Origin of the sequence: Candidatus Sulfotelmatobacter sp. (assembly GCA_035504415.1) — a bacterium.
Taxonomy (GTDB): Bacteria; Vulcanimicrobiota; Vulcanimicrobiia; order Vulcanimicrobiales; family Vulcanimicrobiaceae; genus Vulcanimicrobium.
This window is the reverse complement of the sequence record DATJRY010000021.1, coordinates 399905-418962: the sequence shown is the minus strand read 5'-3', so window position 1 is coordinate 418962 and position 19058 is coordinate 399905. Positions and strand designations below refer to the sequence as shown.

The following is a 19058-nucleotide window of genomic DNA, read 5'->3' as shown; positions in this document are numbered from 1 at the left end:
TCGCGATGGCGACTTGGCGCGATTCCCCGCGGGCGCGCGCCGGCATCATGGTGCTGTCTGCTATCATCGTCCGTTCTCACGGGGGCGGATTTCGTTGAAGGCGGTGCAGAGGCGCGCGACGCGGAGGTCGTCCGCGAGGGCTTCGACGGTGGTCGAGAGCTTGCGACGCCAATTCGGATATTCGAGCGAAGTTCCCGGGACGTTGACCGGGCGGCGTTCTCCCAGGACGTCGTCGAGCTGTCCCATCACGATGGCACAGGGCGAAGCGGCGAGGTAACGGTTCGCGGCGACGACGATCGCGGTCTCATCGTCCCGTTCGTTCCCCGCCAAATCGCCGTGCCGCTGGAGGGTGTCGAGCAGCAGGGTACGTTCGCGCTCGCGGGACGCTTGCTCGTCGGTCAGCGGCGTCCGGGCCAACCCCAGCTGCTCGCGCAGCAGCAGGTCGTCGCCGTGCAGCCACGCCGGGATCGTGGCGAGGTCGTGCGTCCCCGAGGCGGCCAGCGCGGCGGCCGGATACTCCTCGGGGGCTGCGAACGTGCCGTCGGCGTGACGCTCGAAGAACAGGATGCGGTATGCAAGGATACCGGTCGCCTCCATGCGCTCGCGAAAACCGTCCGGCACCGTGCCCAGGTCTTCCCCGATCACGACGCACCGTTCGCGCACGCTGGCCAGCGCGACGATGCCGCGCAGGTCGTCGAGCGGATAGCTGACGTAGGTTCCGTCGCTCGCACCGGCGCCGGCCGGGATCCAGTACAGGCGCGCCAGCGAGAAAGCGTGGTCGATGCGCAGCGCGCCCGCGTACCGGCAGTTGGCTTGCAGCAGCGCGAGCAGCTGGGCGTACCCGTCGTCGGCCAGCGTGCGCGGATCGAGCGGCGGCAATCCCCAGTCTTGGCCGAACGTGTTGAGCACGTCGGGCGGCGCGCCGACGCGCACGCCGCCGACGTACGCCGCGCGGTCGGCCCACACGTCGGCCGCGCCGGCGTCCACCCCGACGGCGAGATCGCGGTACAAGGCGACGCCGTGCTGCGCCGCGGCGGCGGCGACCGCCGCCAACTGCTGGTCGGCCAGCCATTGCAGGTACATCGCGTAGCCGAGCGCCGCGGCGTCGTCGCCCAACGCGAGCGCGACGTCCGGCAAGTCCGGTGCGCGCAGCCCGGCGGGCCACGCCGTGAGGTCGCGCCCGTGCCGTTCGATCAGCACCTCGAAGGCGGCGAAGCGCTGCAGCGGATCGCCCTGCTCGGCACACCAGCGCGCGAACGCGTCCGCGCGCGCCCGGTCGTGCGCGAGCGCCGCATAGCACGCGCGCAGCACCGGCTCTTTCAGCGCCGAGACGGCGGCGTAGTCGACGTCGTCGCAGGCACGCGCGGCCGCGACCCGCGCGCGCCAGGCGGGATCGTCGAGGACGGCCCGCACGCCGGCGGCGTGCGCCTCCGGCACGTCGTCGAGCGCGATCGCGAGCCAGTTGAGCCAGCGGCGCGAGGAGGCCGCGTAGGGACTCGCCGCCTCCGGGTCGGAGCGGAACGGCGCGTGCAGCGGGTTGATGCCGACGTACGACGCGCCGCGCGCGCCGAGCAGCGTGCAGACGGCGCGCAGATCCGCGAAGTCGCCGATGCCGTGGTTGCGCTGCGAGCGCAGCGTGTAGAGCTGCAGGGCGATGCCCCACGTGCGGCCGCGCGGCGGATAGGCCAGCCGCGGCACGACCACCACCGTCACCCGCTCGCGCGCGTAGCCGGCGACTTCCAACGTCAGCGCGTGGCGGCCCAGCGGCAACGGACCGCGCAGCTCGGCCACGCGCGTGTCGAACCGCTGCTCGCCGTCTTCGCCGACGCGCACGACCGTCGCGCCGCGCAGGCCGAACGTTCCCGACGCGCGTTCACCGTCGGCGGTGTCGAGCGTCCAGCGCAGGTCGTCGTGCCAGCGCGCCGCCGGGAGCGTCACCGCGACGGCCAGCGGCTCGTCCTCGCGCACCACCAGCGTCGGCGGCGTGAAGGCGTACGGCGGCTCGCGCAGGAGCTCGTCGAATCGGCCGACCGTCTCGGCCGGCGCTTCGCGCTCCTGACCGAGCGCGTCGACGTAGCGGCGCGCGACGCGCGTCATCGCGCCGTGCCGGCGAACACCGCCAGCGAGCGGCCGATCATCGCGTAGGACTCGACGCCGTCGCCGGGGACGTCGCGCGGCGTGCCGCCCTCGATCGCGGTGTCGAGCACCAGCGACCACGACACGCGGGTCGCGTCGGGCAGCGCGAAGCGCAGGTCGTCGGGCGAGGCGTTCATGGCGACGAAGAGCATCGGGCGCGCGCCGAAATACAAGCCGATCGTGCGCCGCTCCGGCGTCCAATCATCGGCGGTCATCTCGAGGCCGTCGGGCTTCATCCAGGCGATGTCCTTGCGGCCGCTCGCGTCGACGGCCTCGCCGCGGAAGAACGCGTCGCGCCGGAAGGCGGGGTGCTGGCTGCGCAGCCGCAACAGGGTCTTGACGAAGTCGGCCAGCGCCAGATCGTGCGGCCCGCGCGCGTTCCAGTCGATCCACGAGATCTCGTTGTCCTGGCAATATGCGTTGTTGTTCCCGCGCTGCGTGCGCCCGAACTCGTCGCCCGCCAGCAGCAGCGGAACGCCCAGCGAGAGCAGCAGCGTCGTCAGCAGGTTGCGCTTCTGGCGCTCGCGCAGGCTGACGATCGCCGGATCGTCGGTCGGCCCCTCGACCCCGCAGTTCCAGCTCTGGTTGTCGTCGGTGCCGTCGCGGTTGCCCTCGTGGTTCGCCTCGTTGTGCTTGTGGTCGTACGACACCAGGTCGGTCAGCGTGAAGCCGTCGTGCACGGTGACGAAGTTGATCCCCGCGCGCGGCCGGCGCCCCTGATGCTCGAAGAGGTCGGCCGAGCCGGCGACCCGCGAGGCCAGCTCGGGCAGCACGCCCAGGTCGCCCTTCCAGAATCGCCGCACGGTATCGCGGTACTTGCCGTTCCACTCCGACCAGCCCGGCGGGAAATTACCCAGCTGGTAGCCGCCCATGCCGACGTCCCACGGTTCGGCGACGAGCTTGACCCGCGAGAGGACCGGGTCTTGCGCGATGGTCTTGAAGAACGCGGCGTCGCGCGCGTAGCCGGCGTGCTCGCGCGCCAGCGCCGGCGCGAGGTCGAAGCGGAAGCCGTCGACGTGCATCTCCTCGACCCAATAGCGCAGCGAGTCGAGCACCATCTGCAGCACGCGCGGATGGCGCAGGTCGAGCGTGTTGCCGGTGCCCGTCACGTCCTCGTAGTAGCGCTTGTCCTCGGCCAGCCGGTAATACGACGCGTTGTCGATGCCCTTGAACGAAAGCGTCGGGCCCAGCTCGTTGCCCTCGGCGGTGTGGTTGTAGACGACGTCCAGCACGACTTCGATGCCGGCCTCGTGCAGGTGCTTGACCAGCATCTTGAACTCGTTCGGATCGCCGCCTTGCAGATAGCGCGGCTCGGGCGCGAAGAAGCCGATCGAGTTGTAGCCCCAGTAGTTGCGCAGCTTCTGTTCGACCAAGCGCCGGTCGTCGATGAAGGCGTGTACCGGCAGCAGCTCGACGGTCGTCACGCCCAGGTCTTGCAAGTACGAGACGACCGCCGGCGCGGCGAGGCCGGCGAAGGTGCCGCGCAGCGCCGGCGGCACCTCGGGATGCTGCATCGTGAAGCCGCGCGTGTGCAGCTCGTAGAACACGGTCTGCATCCACGGCACGAACGGCCGTTTGTCGCCCACCCAGGTGAAGGCGGTGTCGACGACCGCGCACTTGGGCATCCCGCTGGCGTTGTCGCGCCGGTCGAACGAGAGGTCCCCGCGCTGCGAGCCGATGCGGTAGCCGTAGTGCGCGTCGCTCCAGCGCAGCTGGCCGACCAGCGCCTTCGCGTACGGATCGAGCAGCAGCTTGTGGTGGTTGAAGCGGTGTCCGCGCGCGGGATCGTACGGGCCGTAGACCCGGTAGCCGTAGAGCGTGCCCGGCCGCAGGTCGGGCAGATAGCCGTGCCAGACCTCGTCGGTGTATTCGGGCAGCACGATCCGTTCGAGCTCACGCCGCCCGCGCTCGTCGAACAAGCACAGCTCGACCTTCTCGGCGTTGGCGCTGAAGAGCGCGAAGTTGACGCCGGTGCCGTACCAGGTCGCGCCGAGCGGAAATGGGAGTCCCGGGCCGACGCGGCGGCGTCCGCTGGACGTCACGGAGCCAGCCAGAGCACCGCGAGCGGCGGCAAGGTCAGCGTCACAGAGCTCGACTGTCCGTGAGACGGGCGATCGGTCGCATCCACGAACCCTCCGTTACCCACGTCGCTCCCGCCGTACACGGCCGCGTCGGTATTGAGCAGCTCGCGGTAGCGGCCGCGGCGCGGCACGCCCAGCACGTAGCGGTCGTGGCGAGCGCCGCTGGTGTTCACGACGCACACGACGTGGCTCTCGTGGCCCGCGTCCCAGCGAATCCAGGCGACGACGCCGTTGCGGACGTCCTCGTAGGTCAGCCATTCGAAGCCGCTCGGCTCGGCGTCGCGCTGGTAGAGCGCCGGGTGCGCGCGCACGGTGCGGTTGAGGTCGCGCACGAGCAGCTGCACGCCTTGGTGCAGGCCGTGCACGACGTGCCAATCGAGCGACGCCTGCGCCCGCCACTCGCCCAACTGGGCGAACTCGCCGCCCGCGAAGAGCAGCTTCTTGCCGGGGTGCGCCCACATCAGACCGTAGAGCAGCCGAACGTTGGCGAACTGGTTGCGCTCCTCGCCCGGCATGCGGCCGAGGATGGAGCGCTTCCCGTGCACGACCTCATCGTGCGAGAGCGGCAAGACGAAGTTCTCGGTGAACGCGTAGACCAGGCCGAACGAGATCTCGTTCAAGTGGTGGCCGCGGTAGAGCGGATCGCGCTGCATGAACTCCAGCGTGTCGTGCATCCAGCCCATGTTCCACTTGTAGCCGAAGCCCAGGCCGCCCAGGTGGGCCGGCGTGGTGACGCCGGGCCACGCGGTCGACTCCTCGGCGAACGTCGCGATGCCGGGCACCTCGCCGTAGACGGTCGTGTTGAAGCGCCGCAAGAACGCGACCGCCTCGAGGTTCTCGCGCCCGCCGTAGCGGTTGGGGATCCACTCGCCCTCGTTGCGGCTGTAGTCGCGGTAGAGCAGCGAGGCGACCGCGTCGACGCGCAAGCCGTCGACGTGGAACTCGCGCAGCCAGTACAGCGCCGAGGCGATGAGAAAGTTCGACACCTCGTTGCGGCCCAGGTTGAAGACGTAGGTCCCCCACTCGCGGTGGAAGCCTTCGCGGTCGTCGGCATGTTCGTAGAGCGGGGTGCCGTCGAAACGCGCCAGACCGTGCGCGTCGGTCGGAAAATGACCGGGCACCCAATCGAGGATGACGCCCAAGCCGGCACGGTGCGCCGCGTCGACGAACGCGCGCAGGTCGTCCGGCTCGCCGAAGCGGCTGGTCGGCGCGAACCAGCCCGTCGTCTGGTATCCCCAGCTCAGATCGAAGGGGTGCTCGGTGATCGGCAGCAGCTCGACGTGCGTGAAACCGAGATCGGCGACGTACGGAATCAGCTGATCGGCCAGCTCGCGATAGGTGAGAAACCGGTCCCCCTCGTGCGGCACGCGCTTCCACGAGCCCAGGTGCACTTCGTAGATCTGGATCGGCGCGTCGCGGCGCTGGCGCGCTTCCCGGCCGGCGAGCCACGCCGCGTCGTCCCAGACGAACGTCGAGGGCGCGGCCACGATCGAGGCGTTGTGCGGCCGCAGCTCGCTGCGGAACGCGACCGGATCGGCCTTGAGCGGCAAGAGGCGGCCGTCGGGCGCGATCAGCTCGTACTTGTAGCGCGCGCCCGCGCCGACGGCGGGTATGAACAGCTCCCACACGCCGCACTCGCGCCGCAGCCGCATGACGTGCACGCGACCGTCCCAGGCGTTCCAATCGCCGACGACGCTCACGCGCCGCGCGTTCGGCGCCCACACCGCGAAGCGCGTCCCGGCGACGCCGTCGATCGTGTCGGGGTGCGCGCCGAGCACGCGGTACAGCTCGAGGTGGTTTCCTTGCGCGATCAGCCACGCGTCGAGCTCGCCGAGCAGCGGCGGGAAGCGATACGGATCGTCGATCGTGCGCACGCCGCGTTCGTCCTCGACGCGCAGCCGGTACACCGTGGGCAGCTCGAGCACCAGCGCTTCGAACAGGCCGTGGCCGCCGACCGCGATCGCTTCGGCCAACAGCTCGCCGTCGGCGTCGACGACGTCGACCGAGCGCGCGCGCGGGAGGAAGGCGCGCACGACGGTCCCGGTGCCGAGCCGATGGGGGCCCAAGACCGCGAACGGATCGCCCTCGTTCCCGGCGGCGAGGGCGTCGGCCAGCTCGGGCGAGGTCACAGCAGCAACCGCGCCAGCGAGGGGATCCCTTCGGCGAACGTCGGGTGGATGTGGACGGACTGTTCGATCACGCGCCAGGTCGAGCCGGCTTGCATGTGGGCGAGGATCACGTGGATCAATTCCCCCGCTTCGTAGCCGACGAACGTCCCGCCGAGGATGGCGTCGGTGGCCGGATCGACCACCAAGCGAAAGAAGCCGTCCGGCAGGTTCCACTCGATGCCTCGCGCGTCGTCGGCCAGCTCGTAGGTGACGACCCGGTGCGGCAGGCCGCGCCGCTCCGCCTCGTCCGCCGTCATCCCGACCCGGCCCACCTGCGGCTCGGTGAACATCGCGTACCCGAGGACGCGATCGTCGCGCGTGCGAGAGAGGTCGCCGCCGAGGATCGCGCGCAGGCGGCGGAAGTCTTCCCACGAGACGTGCGTGAACTGCGGCTGTCCCGCCACGTCGCCCATCGCGTAGTGCCCGGCGACGGTGGTGCGCAGGTGCTCGTCGCACGCGACGAAGCCGCGCTCGTCGAGCGCGATGCCGGCTCGCGCGACGGCGCCGTCGGGCACCGCCGGCTTTCGTCCCACCGCCACCAGCAATCCGTCGCCGGCCAGGCGCGTGCCGTCGTCGAGGGTGAGCTCGAAGCGCGCGCCGTCGTGAACGACGCGGGTCGCGTGGCGCTGCAGCAGCACGTCGATTCCGTCACGCACGAACGAGTCGGTCAAGACGTGGCAGACGTCGGACTCTTCGCGCGCGACGAGCCGGTCGTCCGGCGTCACGACCGTGACCGTGCTGCCCAGCCGCGCGGCGCCTTGGCCCAGCTCGAGTCCGATGTAGCCCGAACCGATCACCAGCAGCCGTTCGGGCAGCGTTCGCTGCGCGAAGAAGTTCTCGTTGGTGAGAAAGGGCGTGCCGGCCAGACCCGGGATCGGCGGGATCGCGGCCGTACAGCCGGTGTCGAGCACCACGACGTCCGCCTCGTAGGTGATGCCGTTCGCGCGCAGGACGTGCGGCGCGTCGAAGGACGCCTCGCCGTGAACGATTTCGACGCCGCTCTGCTGCGTGCGCGTCTCGGAGCCGGTACGCCAGCGGTGGATGATGCCGCGCACGCGCTCCATGACGGCGTTCTGGTCGACGCTGACCGTGCAGTGCACGCCGAGCGGACCCGTTCGCCGCGCGCGGCCGGTGGCGTGGGCGGCGGCGAGGAACGCCTTCGAGGGCGTGCAGCCCACGTTCACGCAGGTCCCGCCGAACGCACCGCGTTCGAACAACACGACGCGCTTGCCCCGCTCGGCGAAATCGCGGGCCAGCGGCTTCCCGCCCTGGCCCGACCCGATGACCGCGAGATCGTAGCGCATCGCCCGCCGCACTTTCGCTGGAGCGAAGGCGGCTCCGCTCCCGAGAGGGCGCTCGCACGCGGGCAGCGCAGTGATCGAAATCCGCCAGCCGCTTCCGGAGGAGAGTCAGCCCGTGCGTCGCGTTCCGCCGTTTCATCGGTTCACACTGCTCCTCGCTGCGCTCGCTCTGTCGAGTTGTGCAAGCCGTGCGGGCGCGCTCCCGCCGGGGACCGCCGGGGGAGGATCGACGCCGCTGGGGCACGGCCGCGGTGCCGTGAAGTTCACGATCTCGGTCCCCAAGGCGGCCGGCACCGCCGCCGCGCAGCGACGAGCGCCCAAATACATCTCGCCGGCGACGGCCAGCATGACGCTCGCGATCTCGACCGATCCCGGCGGCACGAGCGTGGTCGACGAAACCGTCGCGCTCACGCCGACGGCCACGGGGTGCACCTCGACGCTGGCGTCGACGCAGTGCACGCTCACGATCGCGCTGGATCCCGGCGCCTATGACGCCGCGGTCTCCACCTACGACGGCGCGAACGCGACCGGCAACGAACTCTCTCAGGGGCAGCTGGTCGACTTCACGGTCGTTCAAGGACAGACGAACGCGGTCGCCCTCGCCCTGAGCGGTGTGCCGGCGGCGCTCCAGGTCAGCAGCGCCGCGGCGGCGGTGCACGGCACGCAGAGCGACGGCTTCACGCTCTACGGGACGAGCGCGCAGAAACTGCAGGTCGAGGCGCTCGACGCCGACGGAAACGTCATCGTCGGCGCCGGCTCGCCGACCTTCACGCTCGCGAGCGCGAGCGGCAGCGGCTTCACCGTGACGAATCCGACGGCCAGCACGCCGAACACGGTCGTGCTGACGCCGCCGGGCACCAACCAGCAGACCGAGTCGTTCACGCTGACCGCCGCGTACGGCGACGACACGTGCTCGCTCAGCGGCGCCGTCTGCACGACGAACTTCACCGTGAAGAACGATATCCAGACGCTGTTCATCGCCAACTACGATGCGAACGACGTCCTCGCGTACGCGCCGTCCTATACCAGCGCGCCGACGACGATCTCGAACAGCGTCGACGAACCGTACGCGCTGGCGATGGACGCGGCCGAGGACTTGTTCGTGTCCAACTATGGGAACAACACGGTCACCGAGTACGCCCCGCCGTGGACCGGGGCGCCGGTCGCGACGATGTCCAGCGGCCTGGACGGGCCCGCCGGCCTCGCGATCGACGCGCTGGGCAACCTCTTCGTGGCGAACAGCAAGGCGAACTCGGTCGAAGAGTTCTCGCCCCCGTACACCGGAGCGCCGACGACGATCACCACCGGGGTCGACCAGGACTTCTACGTCGCGGTCAACGCCAGCGACACGCTGTTCGTCGCCAACTACGGGAACAACACGATGACCGTCTACACGCCGCCGTACAGCGGGACGCCGACGACGATCACCAACGGGGTGACGAAGCCGAGCGGGCTGGCGCTCAACGCGATGGGCGACCTGTTCGTCGTCGACTTCAACGGCCCGGGCGCGACCGAATATGCCCCGCCGTATACCGGCCCGCCGACGACCATGAGCACCGGCTTGCCGGGCAACGAAGCCGTGGCGACCGACGCCGTCGGGAACGCGTACGTCGCCAGCGACGAAGGCGACACCATCGTCGAGTTCGCGCCGCCGTACACCGGAGCGCCGGTGGCCACGACGACGAACGGCGTCAACTCGCCGGTCGCGCTCGCGTTCGACGGCGCGAACGACATGATCGTCGGCAACGTGGGCCGCGCGAACGTGACCGTCTACGCACCGCCCTACACCGGGTCGCCGTTCGCGACGATCTCCGGCCTGAACGGTCCCCAAGCCCTGCTCTTGACGCCGTAGCGCCGGCGGCGTCCGTGCGCGCAGACTACATCCGCGGGACGATGCCGAACTCGGCGGCCAGCAGCCGGTGCGCCCCGGGGTCGGCGTAGCGCGCCAGCTGGTCGACGAGCTTCGCGATGAGCGCGGTCCAGCCGGTCTGGTGCGAGGCACCGAGTCCTTCGCCGGTGTCGCCGTGGAAGTACTCGTGGAACGTGATCTGGTCTTTCCAGTACGGGCTGGTCTGCGCCAGCGTGTCGGCGCCCAGGAACGGGCGCCGACCGTGCTCGTCGCAGCGAAAGAGGCCGAGCAGCCGCCGCGCCAGCTCGAGCGAGCACTCCCAGAGCGTGAGCATGCGGCCCGAACCGGTTGGGAACTCGACCGTGTAGTCGTCGCCCAGATAGTAGTGGAACTTCTGCAGCGCCTCGATGAAGAAGTAGTTGGTCGGCATCCACACCGGACCGCGCCAGTTCGAGTTGCCGCCGAAGAGCCCGCTGGTCGATTCGGCCGGCTCGTAGTCGCAGCGAAACTCGCGGCCGCTGAGCCGGAGCACGAACGGGTGGTCGAGATGGAAACGCGAGAGCGAGCGGATCCCGTGCGGTGAGAGGAACTCGTTTTCGTCGAAGAGGCGCCGCAGCACGCTGCGCAGACGGTCCGGATTGCAGATCGCGAGCAGGCGCCGTTCGTGCAACCCGCCGACGTCCATGCGGGCCACGCTCTCGGTCAGCTCCGGGCGGTTCCGCAGGTACCACTCGATCCGCGTGCGCAGCCGCGGGAGCATCTCGAGCGTCGAATAGTCGAGCGGCTCGACCGCGAAGGTCGGGATGACGCCGACCATGCTGCGCACCTTGAGCGGGATGCGGCTACCGTCCGGCAAGTAGAGCTGATCGTAGTAGAACTCGTCCTCGGGATCCCACAGCCCCATCTCGTCCTCGCGCTGCGAGTTCATCGCGTCGGCGATGATGAGAAAGTGGGCGAAGAACTTCGAGGCGACGTCCTCGTAGATATTCTCGACCTTGGCCAGCTCGATCGAGATCGCCAGCAGGTTGAGCGCGTAGACGCCCATCCACGAGGTGCCGTCGCTCTGCGCGAGGTACGCGCCGTCCGGCAGCTTCGCGCTGCGATCGAACGGCCCGATGTTGTCCAGGCCGAGGAAGCCGCCCTGGAAGACGTTGCGGCCGGCCACGTCCTTGCGATTCACCCACCAGGTGAAGTTCATCAGCAGCTTCTGGAAGACGCGTTCGAGGAAACGATAGTCGCCGACGCCGCCGTTGCGCGCCGCCTCGATGCGATACAGACGCAGCGCGGCCCACGCATGGACCGGCGGGTTGACGTCGTCGAACGCCCACTCGTACGCGGGCAGCTCTCCGTTCGGGTGCATGTACCACTCGCGCGTGAGCGTGACGAGCTGCTTCTTCGCGTAGGCGGGGTCGATCAACCCGATCGGGATGACGTGGAAGGCGAGGTCCCAGGCCGCGTACCAGGGATACTCCCAGGTGTCGGGCATCGAGAGCACGTCGTCGTTGTAGAGGTGACGCCAATCCGCGTTGCGGCCGTGCTTGCGCGACGCCGGCGGTGTCGGCTGGGTCGGGTCGCCGTCGAGCCAATCGACGATGACGTAGTTGTAGAACTGCTCCGACCAGATCAGACCGGCGAAGGCGCGCCGTTGGACGAGCGACGCCTCGGCGTCCAGCTCCGGCGACGCGGCGGCGTAGAACTCGTCCGCCTCCTGCTCGCGGAGGTCGAAGATCGCGTCGAAGTCGCGATCGATCCCGTCCCCGTCGCGGTCGTCGGTCAGCCGCAGCCGAACGGTCTGCGAGGCGCCGGGCTCGATCATCCACCGGTAGTGCAGCGCGCACTTCGAGCCGGTGCGGGCCGGGTTGACCGCGGTGGAGTCTTCGCCGCGCACGGCGCGGTCGATCCCGCTCTTGACGAACGGCGCCGGATTGCGCACGCCGAAGGCGCGCTCGAAGTCGGTCTCGTTCTCGGTGAACAGGTGTTCCTGCGCGCCACCGTCGGTGAACAGCCACCGCTTGCCCAGCGTCGCGTGCTCGATGGCGAGGACGTTGCCGGCCGGGACGACGTCGTAGATCTGCGGCCGCGGCGTCCCGGTCTTCCAGGTCCACTCGTTGCGAAACCAGACGTGCGGCAGCAGGTGCAGCGGCGCGGCCTCGCGACCGCGGTTGGTGACGGTGATGCGGATGCAGATGTCCTCGACGTCGCGTTTGGCGTACTCGACGACGATGTCGAAGAACGCGTCGTCGGCGAGGACGCCGGTGTCGAGCAGCTCGTACTCGCGCGCGTCGCGGCCGCGGCGCGCGTTCTCCTCGCGCAGCAGCGCATACGGATAGGCGCGGTGCGGGTACCGGTAGAGGCCTTTCAAGTACGAGGCTGTCGGCGTGGCGTCCAGGTGCCACCAGTATTCCTTGACGTCCTCGCCGTGATTGCCCTGATGGCCGTTGAGCCCGTACAGGCGCTCCTTGATGATCTCGTCGTGCTCGTTCCAGAACGCGGGCGCGAAGCACAGCCGCTGGTGCTGGTCGGAGATGCCGAGGATCCCGTCCTCACCCCAACGGTACGCGCGCAGCCGCGCCATCTCGAACGGAAAGCTGTCCCACGCGTTGCCGTCCGCGCTGTAGTCCTCGCGGACGGTCCCCCACTGGCGAGCGCTCAGGTACGGTCCCCAATGCCGCCAGGGCTCGTCGCGGAACGCAGCCGCCTCCAAGCGAGCCTGCTCGGGATTGTTTCGTGGCACTGCTAGGTGCTGGTGGATCGGACGCCAGGTTTCCTCCGTGGCGGAGACGCAATCTCCGGCGTGCGGTACGGGCGGGGACTCTGCGGCGATCTCGCCTCGGCCGAGTCGCGCGAGTGGCTGTTGACGAACGGACGCGGCGGCTACGCGATGGGCACGCTCGCCGGCACGCTCACGCGCCGCTATCACGGCTTGCTGATCGCCGCCGTCGAGCCGCCCGTCGCGCGACGGCTGTGCGTCGCGCGCCTCGAGCTCGACGTCGACTACGACGGCCGTTCGTACGCGCTCGCGACCGATCGGTGGCAGTCCGGCGCGATCGCACCCGAAGGCTGGCGGCTGGTCGAAGCCTTCACGCTCGCGGACGGGCTGCCGACCTGGACGTACGCGCTCGGCGACGCGCTGCTCGATCTCACGCTGGCGATGCCACAGGGAGCGGATGCGATCGCCGTCGCGCTGCACGTCACGCGTGCGCGCACCGCGCTGGCGATACGCGGCCGTTTGGTCGTCGCCGACCGCGACCATCACGGCGGTCCGCTGCCGTCGCTCGAGTCGTTTGCGACCACGCTGGTCGCCGGCGGCGCCGAGATCCGCCTGCCGGCCGCGCAGCGCACGCTATACGTGCGCGCTCCCGGCGCGAGCGCGAGCGCGGCGTCCGAACGCTATGCGGGATTTCTGCTGCCGCGCGAGACCGAGCGCGGCCTGCCGGACGTCGACGACTACGCCCACGTCCTCACGTTGGCGTGGACGCTGGCGGACGGCGCGAGCGGCGGCGTCGTCTGCAGCCTCGATCCGGCGGCGCCGGCGGTGGCCGCCGACGTCGTCGCCACCCGCCGTCACGCCAACCGCGCGATCGCCGACCGCCAGTCGACGCCGCTGCTCGGCCGGCTCGCGCTCGCCGCCGACCAGTTCGTCGTCGCGCGCGGCGAGCCGCCGCTGGCCGGGACGACGGTGATCGCCGGCTACCCGTGGTTCACCGACTGGGGCCGCGACACGATGATCGCGCTGCCGGGCCTGCTGCTGGCGACCAATCGCGCCGCCGACGCGGCCGACGTGCTGCGCACCTTTGCGGCGCACGTCGCCGACGGGCTGATCCCCAACCGCTTTCCCGATGCCGGCGGGCCGGCCGAGTACAACACCATCGATGCGCCGCTGTGGTTCATCGAAGCGGTCCGCGCCTACCTCGACGCGACCGACGACGTGCCGTTCCTGCTCGACGTCATGCCGGCGGTGCGGGCGGTGATCGACGGCTACCGCGAGGGGACGCGCTTCGGCATCGGCCTCGACGCCGACGGTCTCGTGCGGGGCGGCGCGCCGGGCGTGCAGCTGACCTGGATGGACGCGAAGGTCGGCGACCGCGTGATCACGCCGCGACGCGGTAAGCCGATCGAGATCAACGCCCTCTGGTACAACGCGCTGCGCGCGTGCGAGACCTTCGCGCGCCGCCTCGGCCGCCCGCCGAACGCGTTCCGCGCGCTCGGCGACAAGGCCGCCGCCGCGATGCAGCGCTATTGGAACGCCGAACGCGGCTGGTGCTACGACGTGCTCGACGGACCCGACGGCGACGATCTCTCACTGCGGCCCAACCAACTGTTCGCGGTCGCGTTGCCGGCCGGCGCGTTCGACGCCGAGCGCGCCCGCGCCATCGTCGACGTCTGCGCGGCGCACCTGTGGACCTCGCTCGGCCTGCGCACGCTCGCGCCCGACGATCCGCGGTACCACGGCACCTACGGCGGGGACCAAGCCGCGCGCGACGGCGCCTACCATCAGGGGACGGTGTGGCCGTGGCTGGCCGGCCCGTTCATCCGCGCGCACCTGCGCGCCTACGGCGATGCGGCGCGCACGCGGACGTTCGTGCAGCCGCTGCTCGACGCGCTCGAAACCGACGCGCTCGGCACGCTGTGCGAGATCGCCGACGGCGACCCCCCGCACGCGCCGCGCGGTTGCCCCGCGCAAGCCTGGAGCGTCGCCGCGCTGATCGACGCGCTGCGGCTGTTGGGCGACGGCTAGCCGGCGGCGCTCGCGACGGCGTCGACGGCTTGCGGGACGATCGGCAAGCTCGCGTCGGTGTAGCCGGCGAGGATCGCCGCTTGCGAGGACGTATCGGGGGCGTGCTTGAGCATGTGGTTCATCCCGTCGATCACGTCGAGCTTGGCCGCCGGCTGCGCCTTCGCCAGCGCGTTCGCGTCGACCATCGACACCTGCACGTCGGCCGTCCCCTGCACGATCGTCGTCGGGATGCGCACCTTGGCGATCTCGTCGGCGGGAACGTAGCGGAACCACGAGATGAGATAGGGCTGCACGGACGTCCGGAACAGCGACCAGAGTTCGGGCGGCACGTTGTCGACGGTCTTGCCCGCTTGGAGCGCCGTGGTGATCGCGTCGGCCTTCGCGTAGAGGTCGGGCGGCAGTTTCGGCTCGAGCTGCTCGCGCAGAACGGTGGGGATCGGGCGGCCGGGACCCTCCAGGCTCACGTACGCGGCGGCCGGCGCGTGTTGAACGGCCACCAGGCCGACCATGGCGCCCTCGCTGTGGCCGGCCAGCACGACGCGCGTGAACCGATGGTCCGCGTCCAGCAAACGCAACCACGCCGCGGCGTCGTCGATGTACGTCTCGAACCGGAGCGCCGCTTCGCTCGTCGCCGCCGCGGCGCTGCCGGCGACGCCGCGCTTGTCGTACCGGACGGACGCGATGCCGCGCGCCGCGAGCGCGGCCGCCAGCAGGGCGTACGTGTCGGCGCGAATCGGTCCGCTGTTCCCGTTGCGGTCGACCGGTCCCGAGCCGGCGACGATCAACACGACCGGACAGGGACCGTCCGATGGCAGCGTGAGCGTACCGGCGATCGATCCGGTCGGCGTCTGCAGCGCGATGTCCGTTTCGCTCGCGTCGGCGGCGAGCGGAATCGCGCTCGCCGCCAGCGCGCCGACGGTCGTCCCGATGAACCTCGTACGATTCATGGGCGCTGCTACCGGGAGCCGGCGGGGAAGGTTGCGCCGGTTCGTGTTTTTGCTAGCTCAGTGCGGTGCGTCGAGGTGGTGCTTGCGGAACGCCGCTTGCGCCTCCGGGCCGCGCAGATACGTGGAGAACGCCGCCACCGCGTCGGCGTGCGGCGAGCCGTTCACGGGCGCCACCTGATCGACCGTGATGACGTCGTCCGCGGCCGGCACGTTGATCGCGTCGACCCCGTCGGAGGCGTCGGAGCTGAAGCCGATCGCGGCCTCGACCAGACCGCTCCGCACGGCCGCGGCGATTTCGGTGGACGTCGACTCGGTCACGATGACGTTCGCCATCACCTTCTTCGGGAAATCCGCGCCGTATTGCTCGGCGGCTTTCCGCAGCACCTCGTTCGAATAGGCCGCGATCGTCGAGTTCGTCGTTCCGAGCGCGAGTCGCATGCCGGGATTGGCGAGATCGCGCAGGGAGTGCACCTTGGTCGAACCGTGGCGCACGAGGACGACCTCGTGGAACGAGAAGATGCCCACCCCGGACCCGATCTTGTGGTGCGTCACGAGCGGCGCGAGCGCCTCCGGGCCGCCGGTGATGAGGTCGCCGCCGGAGCCCGCCTCCACTTGTGCCACCAGCACCGCGGCACCGCCGGGGACGATTTGCACGTGCACGTCCGGGTGGACGCGTTCGTACATCGCCGCGACCTCGCGCATCGCCGCGTTGCCGACCGCGGACACCAGCGCGATGATCGTCGTTTGGTCGGCCGCCCGTCCCGGGGCGGCGCCGGCAGCAGTGAGCGCGAGAGCGCCGAGACCGGCGAGCCAGATTCGATTCATGCAACTATGGTCGGCCAAAGCCGCACGACGGACGCCCGCGCCGACGGCGTTTACGAAAGTTTTTCGATCACCGTGCGCATGGTGAAGGCGAGCTACTCGGCCATCGCCATCGCCGGCATCGCACCGCCCGATTTCTTGGCGGCGGCTTGGGCGTCGCGAACCGCGCGCGGGGCGCGCATGAAGTACACCAGCGGCAACGCGACGATGAAGACGATCGCCGAGACGCGGAACAGGTAGTCGTAGGCGATCACCGACGACGATTGCGCGACGAGCTGCGTGAGTACCATCGTCGACTGACCGTGTGTCCGGGTGACGCCGCCGGCCAGGACGTTCCAGGCGATCGCGGTCTCGCGCGCCAGCAGCGTCGTCAGGGCCGCGATGCCCAGGCTGCCGCCGAGCTGGCGCAGCAGCAGCGAGACGCCGGTCGCGCCGGCCATTTCCTCGCGCGGAATGGCGCCCAGCATGACGGTCGTGAGGGGCACGAACAGCAAGCCCATCGCAAAGCCTTGCACGAGCCGCGGCATGAAGACGTCACCCACCCCGGCCTGCTCGTTGAGACCGCCCAGCGCCCAACACGACCACGCGAACAGCACCATGCCGAGCCCGCCCAGGACTCGCGGATCGATGAAGTTCATCAGCCGGCCGACGATGATCATGCAGATCGCGGTCGCGACTGCGCCCGGCAAGAGCGCCATCCCGGTGTCGAAGGCCGTCATCCCCATCACGGTCTGGAAGAACAGCGGCATGATCAAGCTGGTCCCGAACAACCCGAAGCCGACGATCGTCATCAAGATGTTGCCGACCGTGAAGGTGCGATAGCGGAAGACCTTCAGGTCGACCAACGGGTGCTTGTCGCGAACCGTCTTGACGACGAACCAGGTCAGCGTGACGGCCGAGACGACGGCCAGCAGCGTGATGGTGCCGGAGCTCCACCAGTCGTCGTGCTGACCGCGCTCGAGGACGTACTGCAGTGATGCCAAGCCGCTCGAGAGCAGGCCCAGGCCCAGCCAATCCAGACCGCCCTTCGGTTTGCTCAAGTAGTGCGGGTTGGGGATGAAGGCGTTGGTCATCAGGAACGCGATCAAGCCGATCGGCAAGTTGATGTAGAAGATCAGCTGCCAGCTCGCGTTGTCGACGATGTAGCCGCCCAGGATCGGGCCGAGCGCCGGGCCGACCATCGCGCCCAAGCCGAAGATCGCCATCGCGCTGCCGCGCTGCGCGGGCGGGAACGTCTCGAACATGATCGCCTGCGCCGTCGGCTGCAGCGCGCCGCCGCCGAAGCCTTGGATCACGCGGTAGACGACCAGCTGCCAGATGTTCGTCGCCGTGCCGCACAAGAACGAGGCGACGGTGAAGATCAGGATGCAGCCGGCGTAGAACTTCTTGCGGCCGAAGTACGCCGTCAGCCAGCCGTTGAGCGGCATGGTGATGACGCTGGCCAGGATGTAGCCGGTCGCAACCCACGCCGCGTCGTCGATCGAAGCGCCCAGGTTCCCCGCGATCGTCGCCAGCGCGACGTTGACGATCGTCGCGTCGATGATGGCCATGATCATCCCGAGCATGACGGTCAGGCTGATCAGGAATGGCGACGTCTTGCGCTCGGTCACCGGCGCACCGCGGGGAAAATCATCTGGTCGATAGTACGCGATATATCGTGATCGGTCAACCCGACTCGTCGAGACGGATGGTCGCCACCGCCGAGCCGGGCTGGGCTCGCTTGCGCAAATGGGTCGGGGTCTCCGTCAGGATCAGCTCGAGCGTCGGCTTCACGTGGAATTCCAACAGGTGGCCGCCCCGAGTCGAGCCGTCCCGCCGGGCCAGGACGACGTGCGCATGGACCTGGCCTTCGCCGCTCGGCAAGCTCGCGACGTCGCCGATCATCGAGCACAGCTCGACCTGTTCGTTCACCGGGATCGGATCGTAGGCGTTGCGGTCGAAGTCGAACCAGCCGACGACCGCGCGCGAACCGGCGCCGACGGCGGTGAAGGAGGCGCCGTCGACGTTCGTCTCGCGCGGCGCAGCTCGGCGACGGCCTCGTCGCCCTCGTCGAAGATCAGCGCGTAGGTGGCCAGTCCGTCGTCGGCGATCTGCTTGTACTTCATGGTGCCGGTGTTTCCCCGATCCCGGGCAGGTCGCGAATCGCCAGCGCGATCGCGCCCAAGATGACGATCGCGCCGAGCGCCGTCAGCGGGCCGAGCCGCTCGGCGAACAGCCAGGCTGCCAGCACGGCGGCGATGACCGGCTCGAGCAGCGTCATGGTGGCGACGAAGGTCGCCGAGAGGACGCGCACGGCCGCGTTCAGCGCGGTGTGGCCGAACAGCTGCGAGAGCAGGGCCATCGCGAGAATACCAGCCCAGCCGCGCCAATCCCCCGCCGCCGGCAGCGGATCGCGCAGCGCCGACGCCGCGAGCGCGAGCGCGATAGCGGCGACCGGATAGGTGCGCGAGATGACGGCCAGCGTGTCGTACCGCGGATCGGTGCCGCGTACGACCAGCAGATACGCGGCGAACGCGAGCGCGCCGACCAGTGCGAGCGCGATGCCGAGCGGCGTGTTGGCGCGATCGGGCGCGCCGACGACGATCGCCACGCCGAGCAGCGCGCCGACGATGCTCGCGCTCGCGACCGGATCGATGCGCCGGCGGCGCACGGCCTCGATGATCTCCGTCCACACCGGGACCGAGCACACCAGCAGCGTCGAGATCGCGACCGAGGCGAAGCGCAGCGAGGAGATCCAGGTCGCGAAGTGCAGCGCGAGCACGAGTCCCGCGAGGACCAAGCGCCACTCGGTGCGGTCGTCGATCCGCCGCAACCGGCCGCGCCAGGCCGCCAGCGCGACGATTGGGACCGCGGCGAGAGCCAAGCGCGCCGCCGAGACGGCCAGCGGGCCCCCCGTGACCAGCGCGAAGCGCGCGAAGATCGCGGCCGCACCGATCGCAAGCTGCGCCAGCGCGACCAAGAGGACCGCCCGCTGTGTCCTTGTCAAACAAGTCGATCGAAGAGCGAAGTTAGGGAA

Annotated in this window: 11 protein-coding genes and 1 pseudogene; 2 read left to right on the top strand and 10 right to left on the bottom strand. The window is 70.0% G+C overall.

The features are described from left to right. Positions 1-63: 63 nt before the first annotated feature. The 4 genes from malQ to VMD91_19800 are packed head-to-tail and all read right to left on the bottom strand — an operon-like array spanning position 64 to position 7689. Positions 64-2097 (bottom strand): 4-alpha-glucanotransferase, encoded by a 2034-nt coding sequence (gene malQ / locus VMD91_19815; protein HTW86328.1) that lies wholly within the window; start codon positions 2095-2097, stop codon positions 64-66. Continuing rightward, positions 2094-4178 (bottom strand): glycogen debranching protein GlgX, encoded by a 2085-nt coding sequence (gene glgX, locus VMD91_19810; protein ID HTW86327.1) that lies wholly within the window; start codon positions 4176-4178, stop codon positions 2094-2096. The genes malQ and glgX overlap by 4 nt, the downstream gene beginning before the upstream one ends. Beyond that, positions 4175-6346: a 1,4-alpha-glucan branching protein GlgB gene (gene glgB, locus VMD91_19805; GenBank protein ID HTW86326.1), complete on the bottom strand. Its 2172-nt coding sequence runs from the start codon at positions 6344-6346 to the stop codon at positions 4175-4177. Before glgB ends, glgX begins: the two co-directional genes overlap by 4 nt. Then, a complete protein-coding gene (locus VMD91_19800) occupies positions 6343-7689 on the bottom strand; it encodes an FAD-dependent oxidoreductase (GenBank protein HTW86325.1) in 1347 nt (448 codons plus the stop codon). The genes glgB and VMD91_19800 overlap by 4 nt, the downstream gene beginning before the upstream one ends. Before the next feature lie 253 nt (positions 7690-7942). Between VMD91_19800 and VMD91_19795 the strand changes: the two genes are divergently transcribed. Then, positions 7943-9538 (top strand): hypothetical protein, encoded by a 1596-nt coding sequence (locus VMD91_19795; GenBank protein ID HTW86324.1) that lies wholly within the window; start codon positions 7943-7945, stop codon positions 9536-9538. A gap of 25 nt (positions 9539-9563) precedes the next feature. Here the strand turns inward: VMD91_19795 and VMD91_19790 are convergent, their stop codons facing one another. Continuing rightward, the gene (locus VMD91_19790; protein HTW86323.1) at positions 9564-12239 is read right to left on the bottom strand and encodes a hypothetical protein; all 2676 of its coding nucleotides are present in this window, start codon (positions 12237-12239) and stop codon (positions 9564-9566) included. A gap of 90 nt (positions 12240-12329) precedes the next feature. Here VMD91_19790 and VMD91_19785 point away from each other — a divergent pair, with 90 nt between their 5' ends. Continuing rightward, entirely contained in the window at positions 12330-14273 is a 1944-nt protein-coding gene (locus tag VMD91_19785; GenBank protein ID HTW86322.1) for an amylo-alpha-1,6-glucosidase, read from the top strand. Here VMD91_19785 and VMD91_19780 read toward each other — a convergent pair. The 5 genes and pseudogenes from VMD91_19780 to VMD91_19760 form a co-directional block, all read right to left on the bottom strand. Next, the gene (locus VMD91_19780) at positions 14270-15220 is read right to left on the bottom strand and encodes an alpha/beta hydrolase (protein HTW86321.1); all 951 of its coding nucleotides are present in this window, start codon (positions 15218-15220) and stop codon (positions 14270-14272) included. The genes VMD91_19785 and VMD91_19780 overlap by 4 nt on opposite strands. A 57-nt stretch (positions 15221-15277) precedes the next feature. Next, the gene (locus VMD91_19775) at positions 15278-16045 is read right to left on the bottom strand and encodes an extracellular solute-binding protein (GenBank protein HTW86320.1); all 768 of its coding nucleotides are present in this window, start codon (positions 16043-16045) and stop codon (positions 15278-15280) included. Positions 16046-16137: 92 nt separating this feature from the next. After that, positions 16138-17652: an MDR family MFS transporter gene (locus VMD91_19770; GenBank protein ID HTW86319.1), complete on the bottom strand. Its 1515-nt coding sequence runs from the start codon at positions 17650-17652 to the stop codon at positions 16138-16140. A 55-nt stretch (positions 17653-17707) separates the two neighbouring features. After that, positions 17708-18046: pseudogene (locus VMD91_19765) on the bottom strand (DUF296 domain-containing protein). Between the two features lie 97 nt (positions 18047-18143). Next, the gene (locus VMD91_19760) at positions 18144-19028 is read right to left on the bottom strand and encodes a DMT family transporter (GenBank protein ID HTW86318.1); all 885 of its coding nucleotides are present in this window, start codon (positions 19026-19028) and stop codon (positions 18144-18146) included. Positions 19029-19058: the final 30 nt, after the last annotated feature.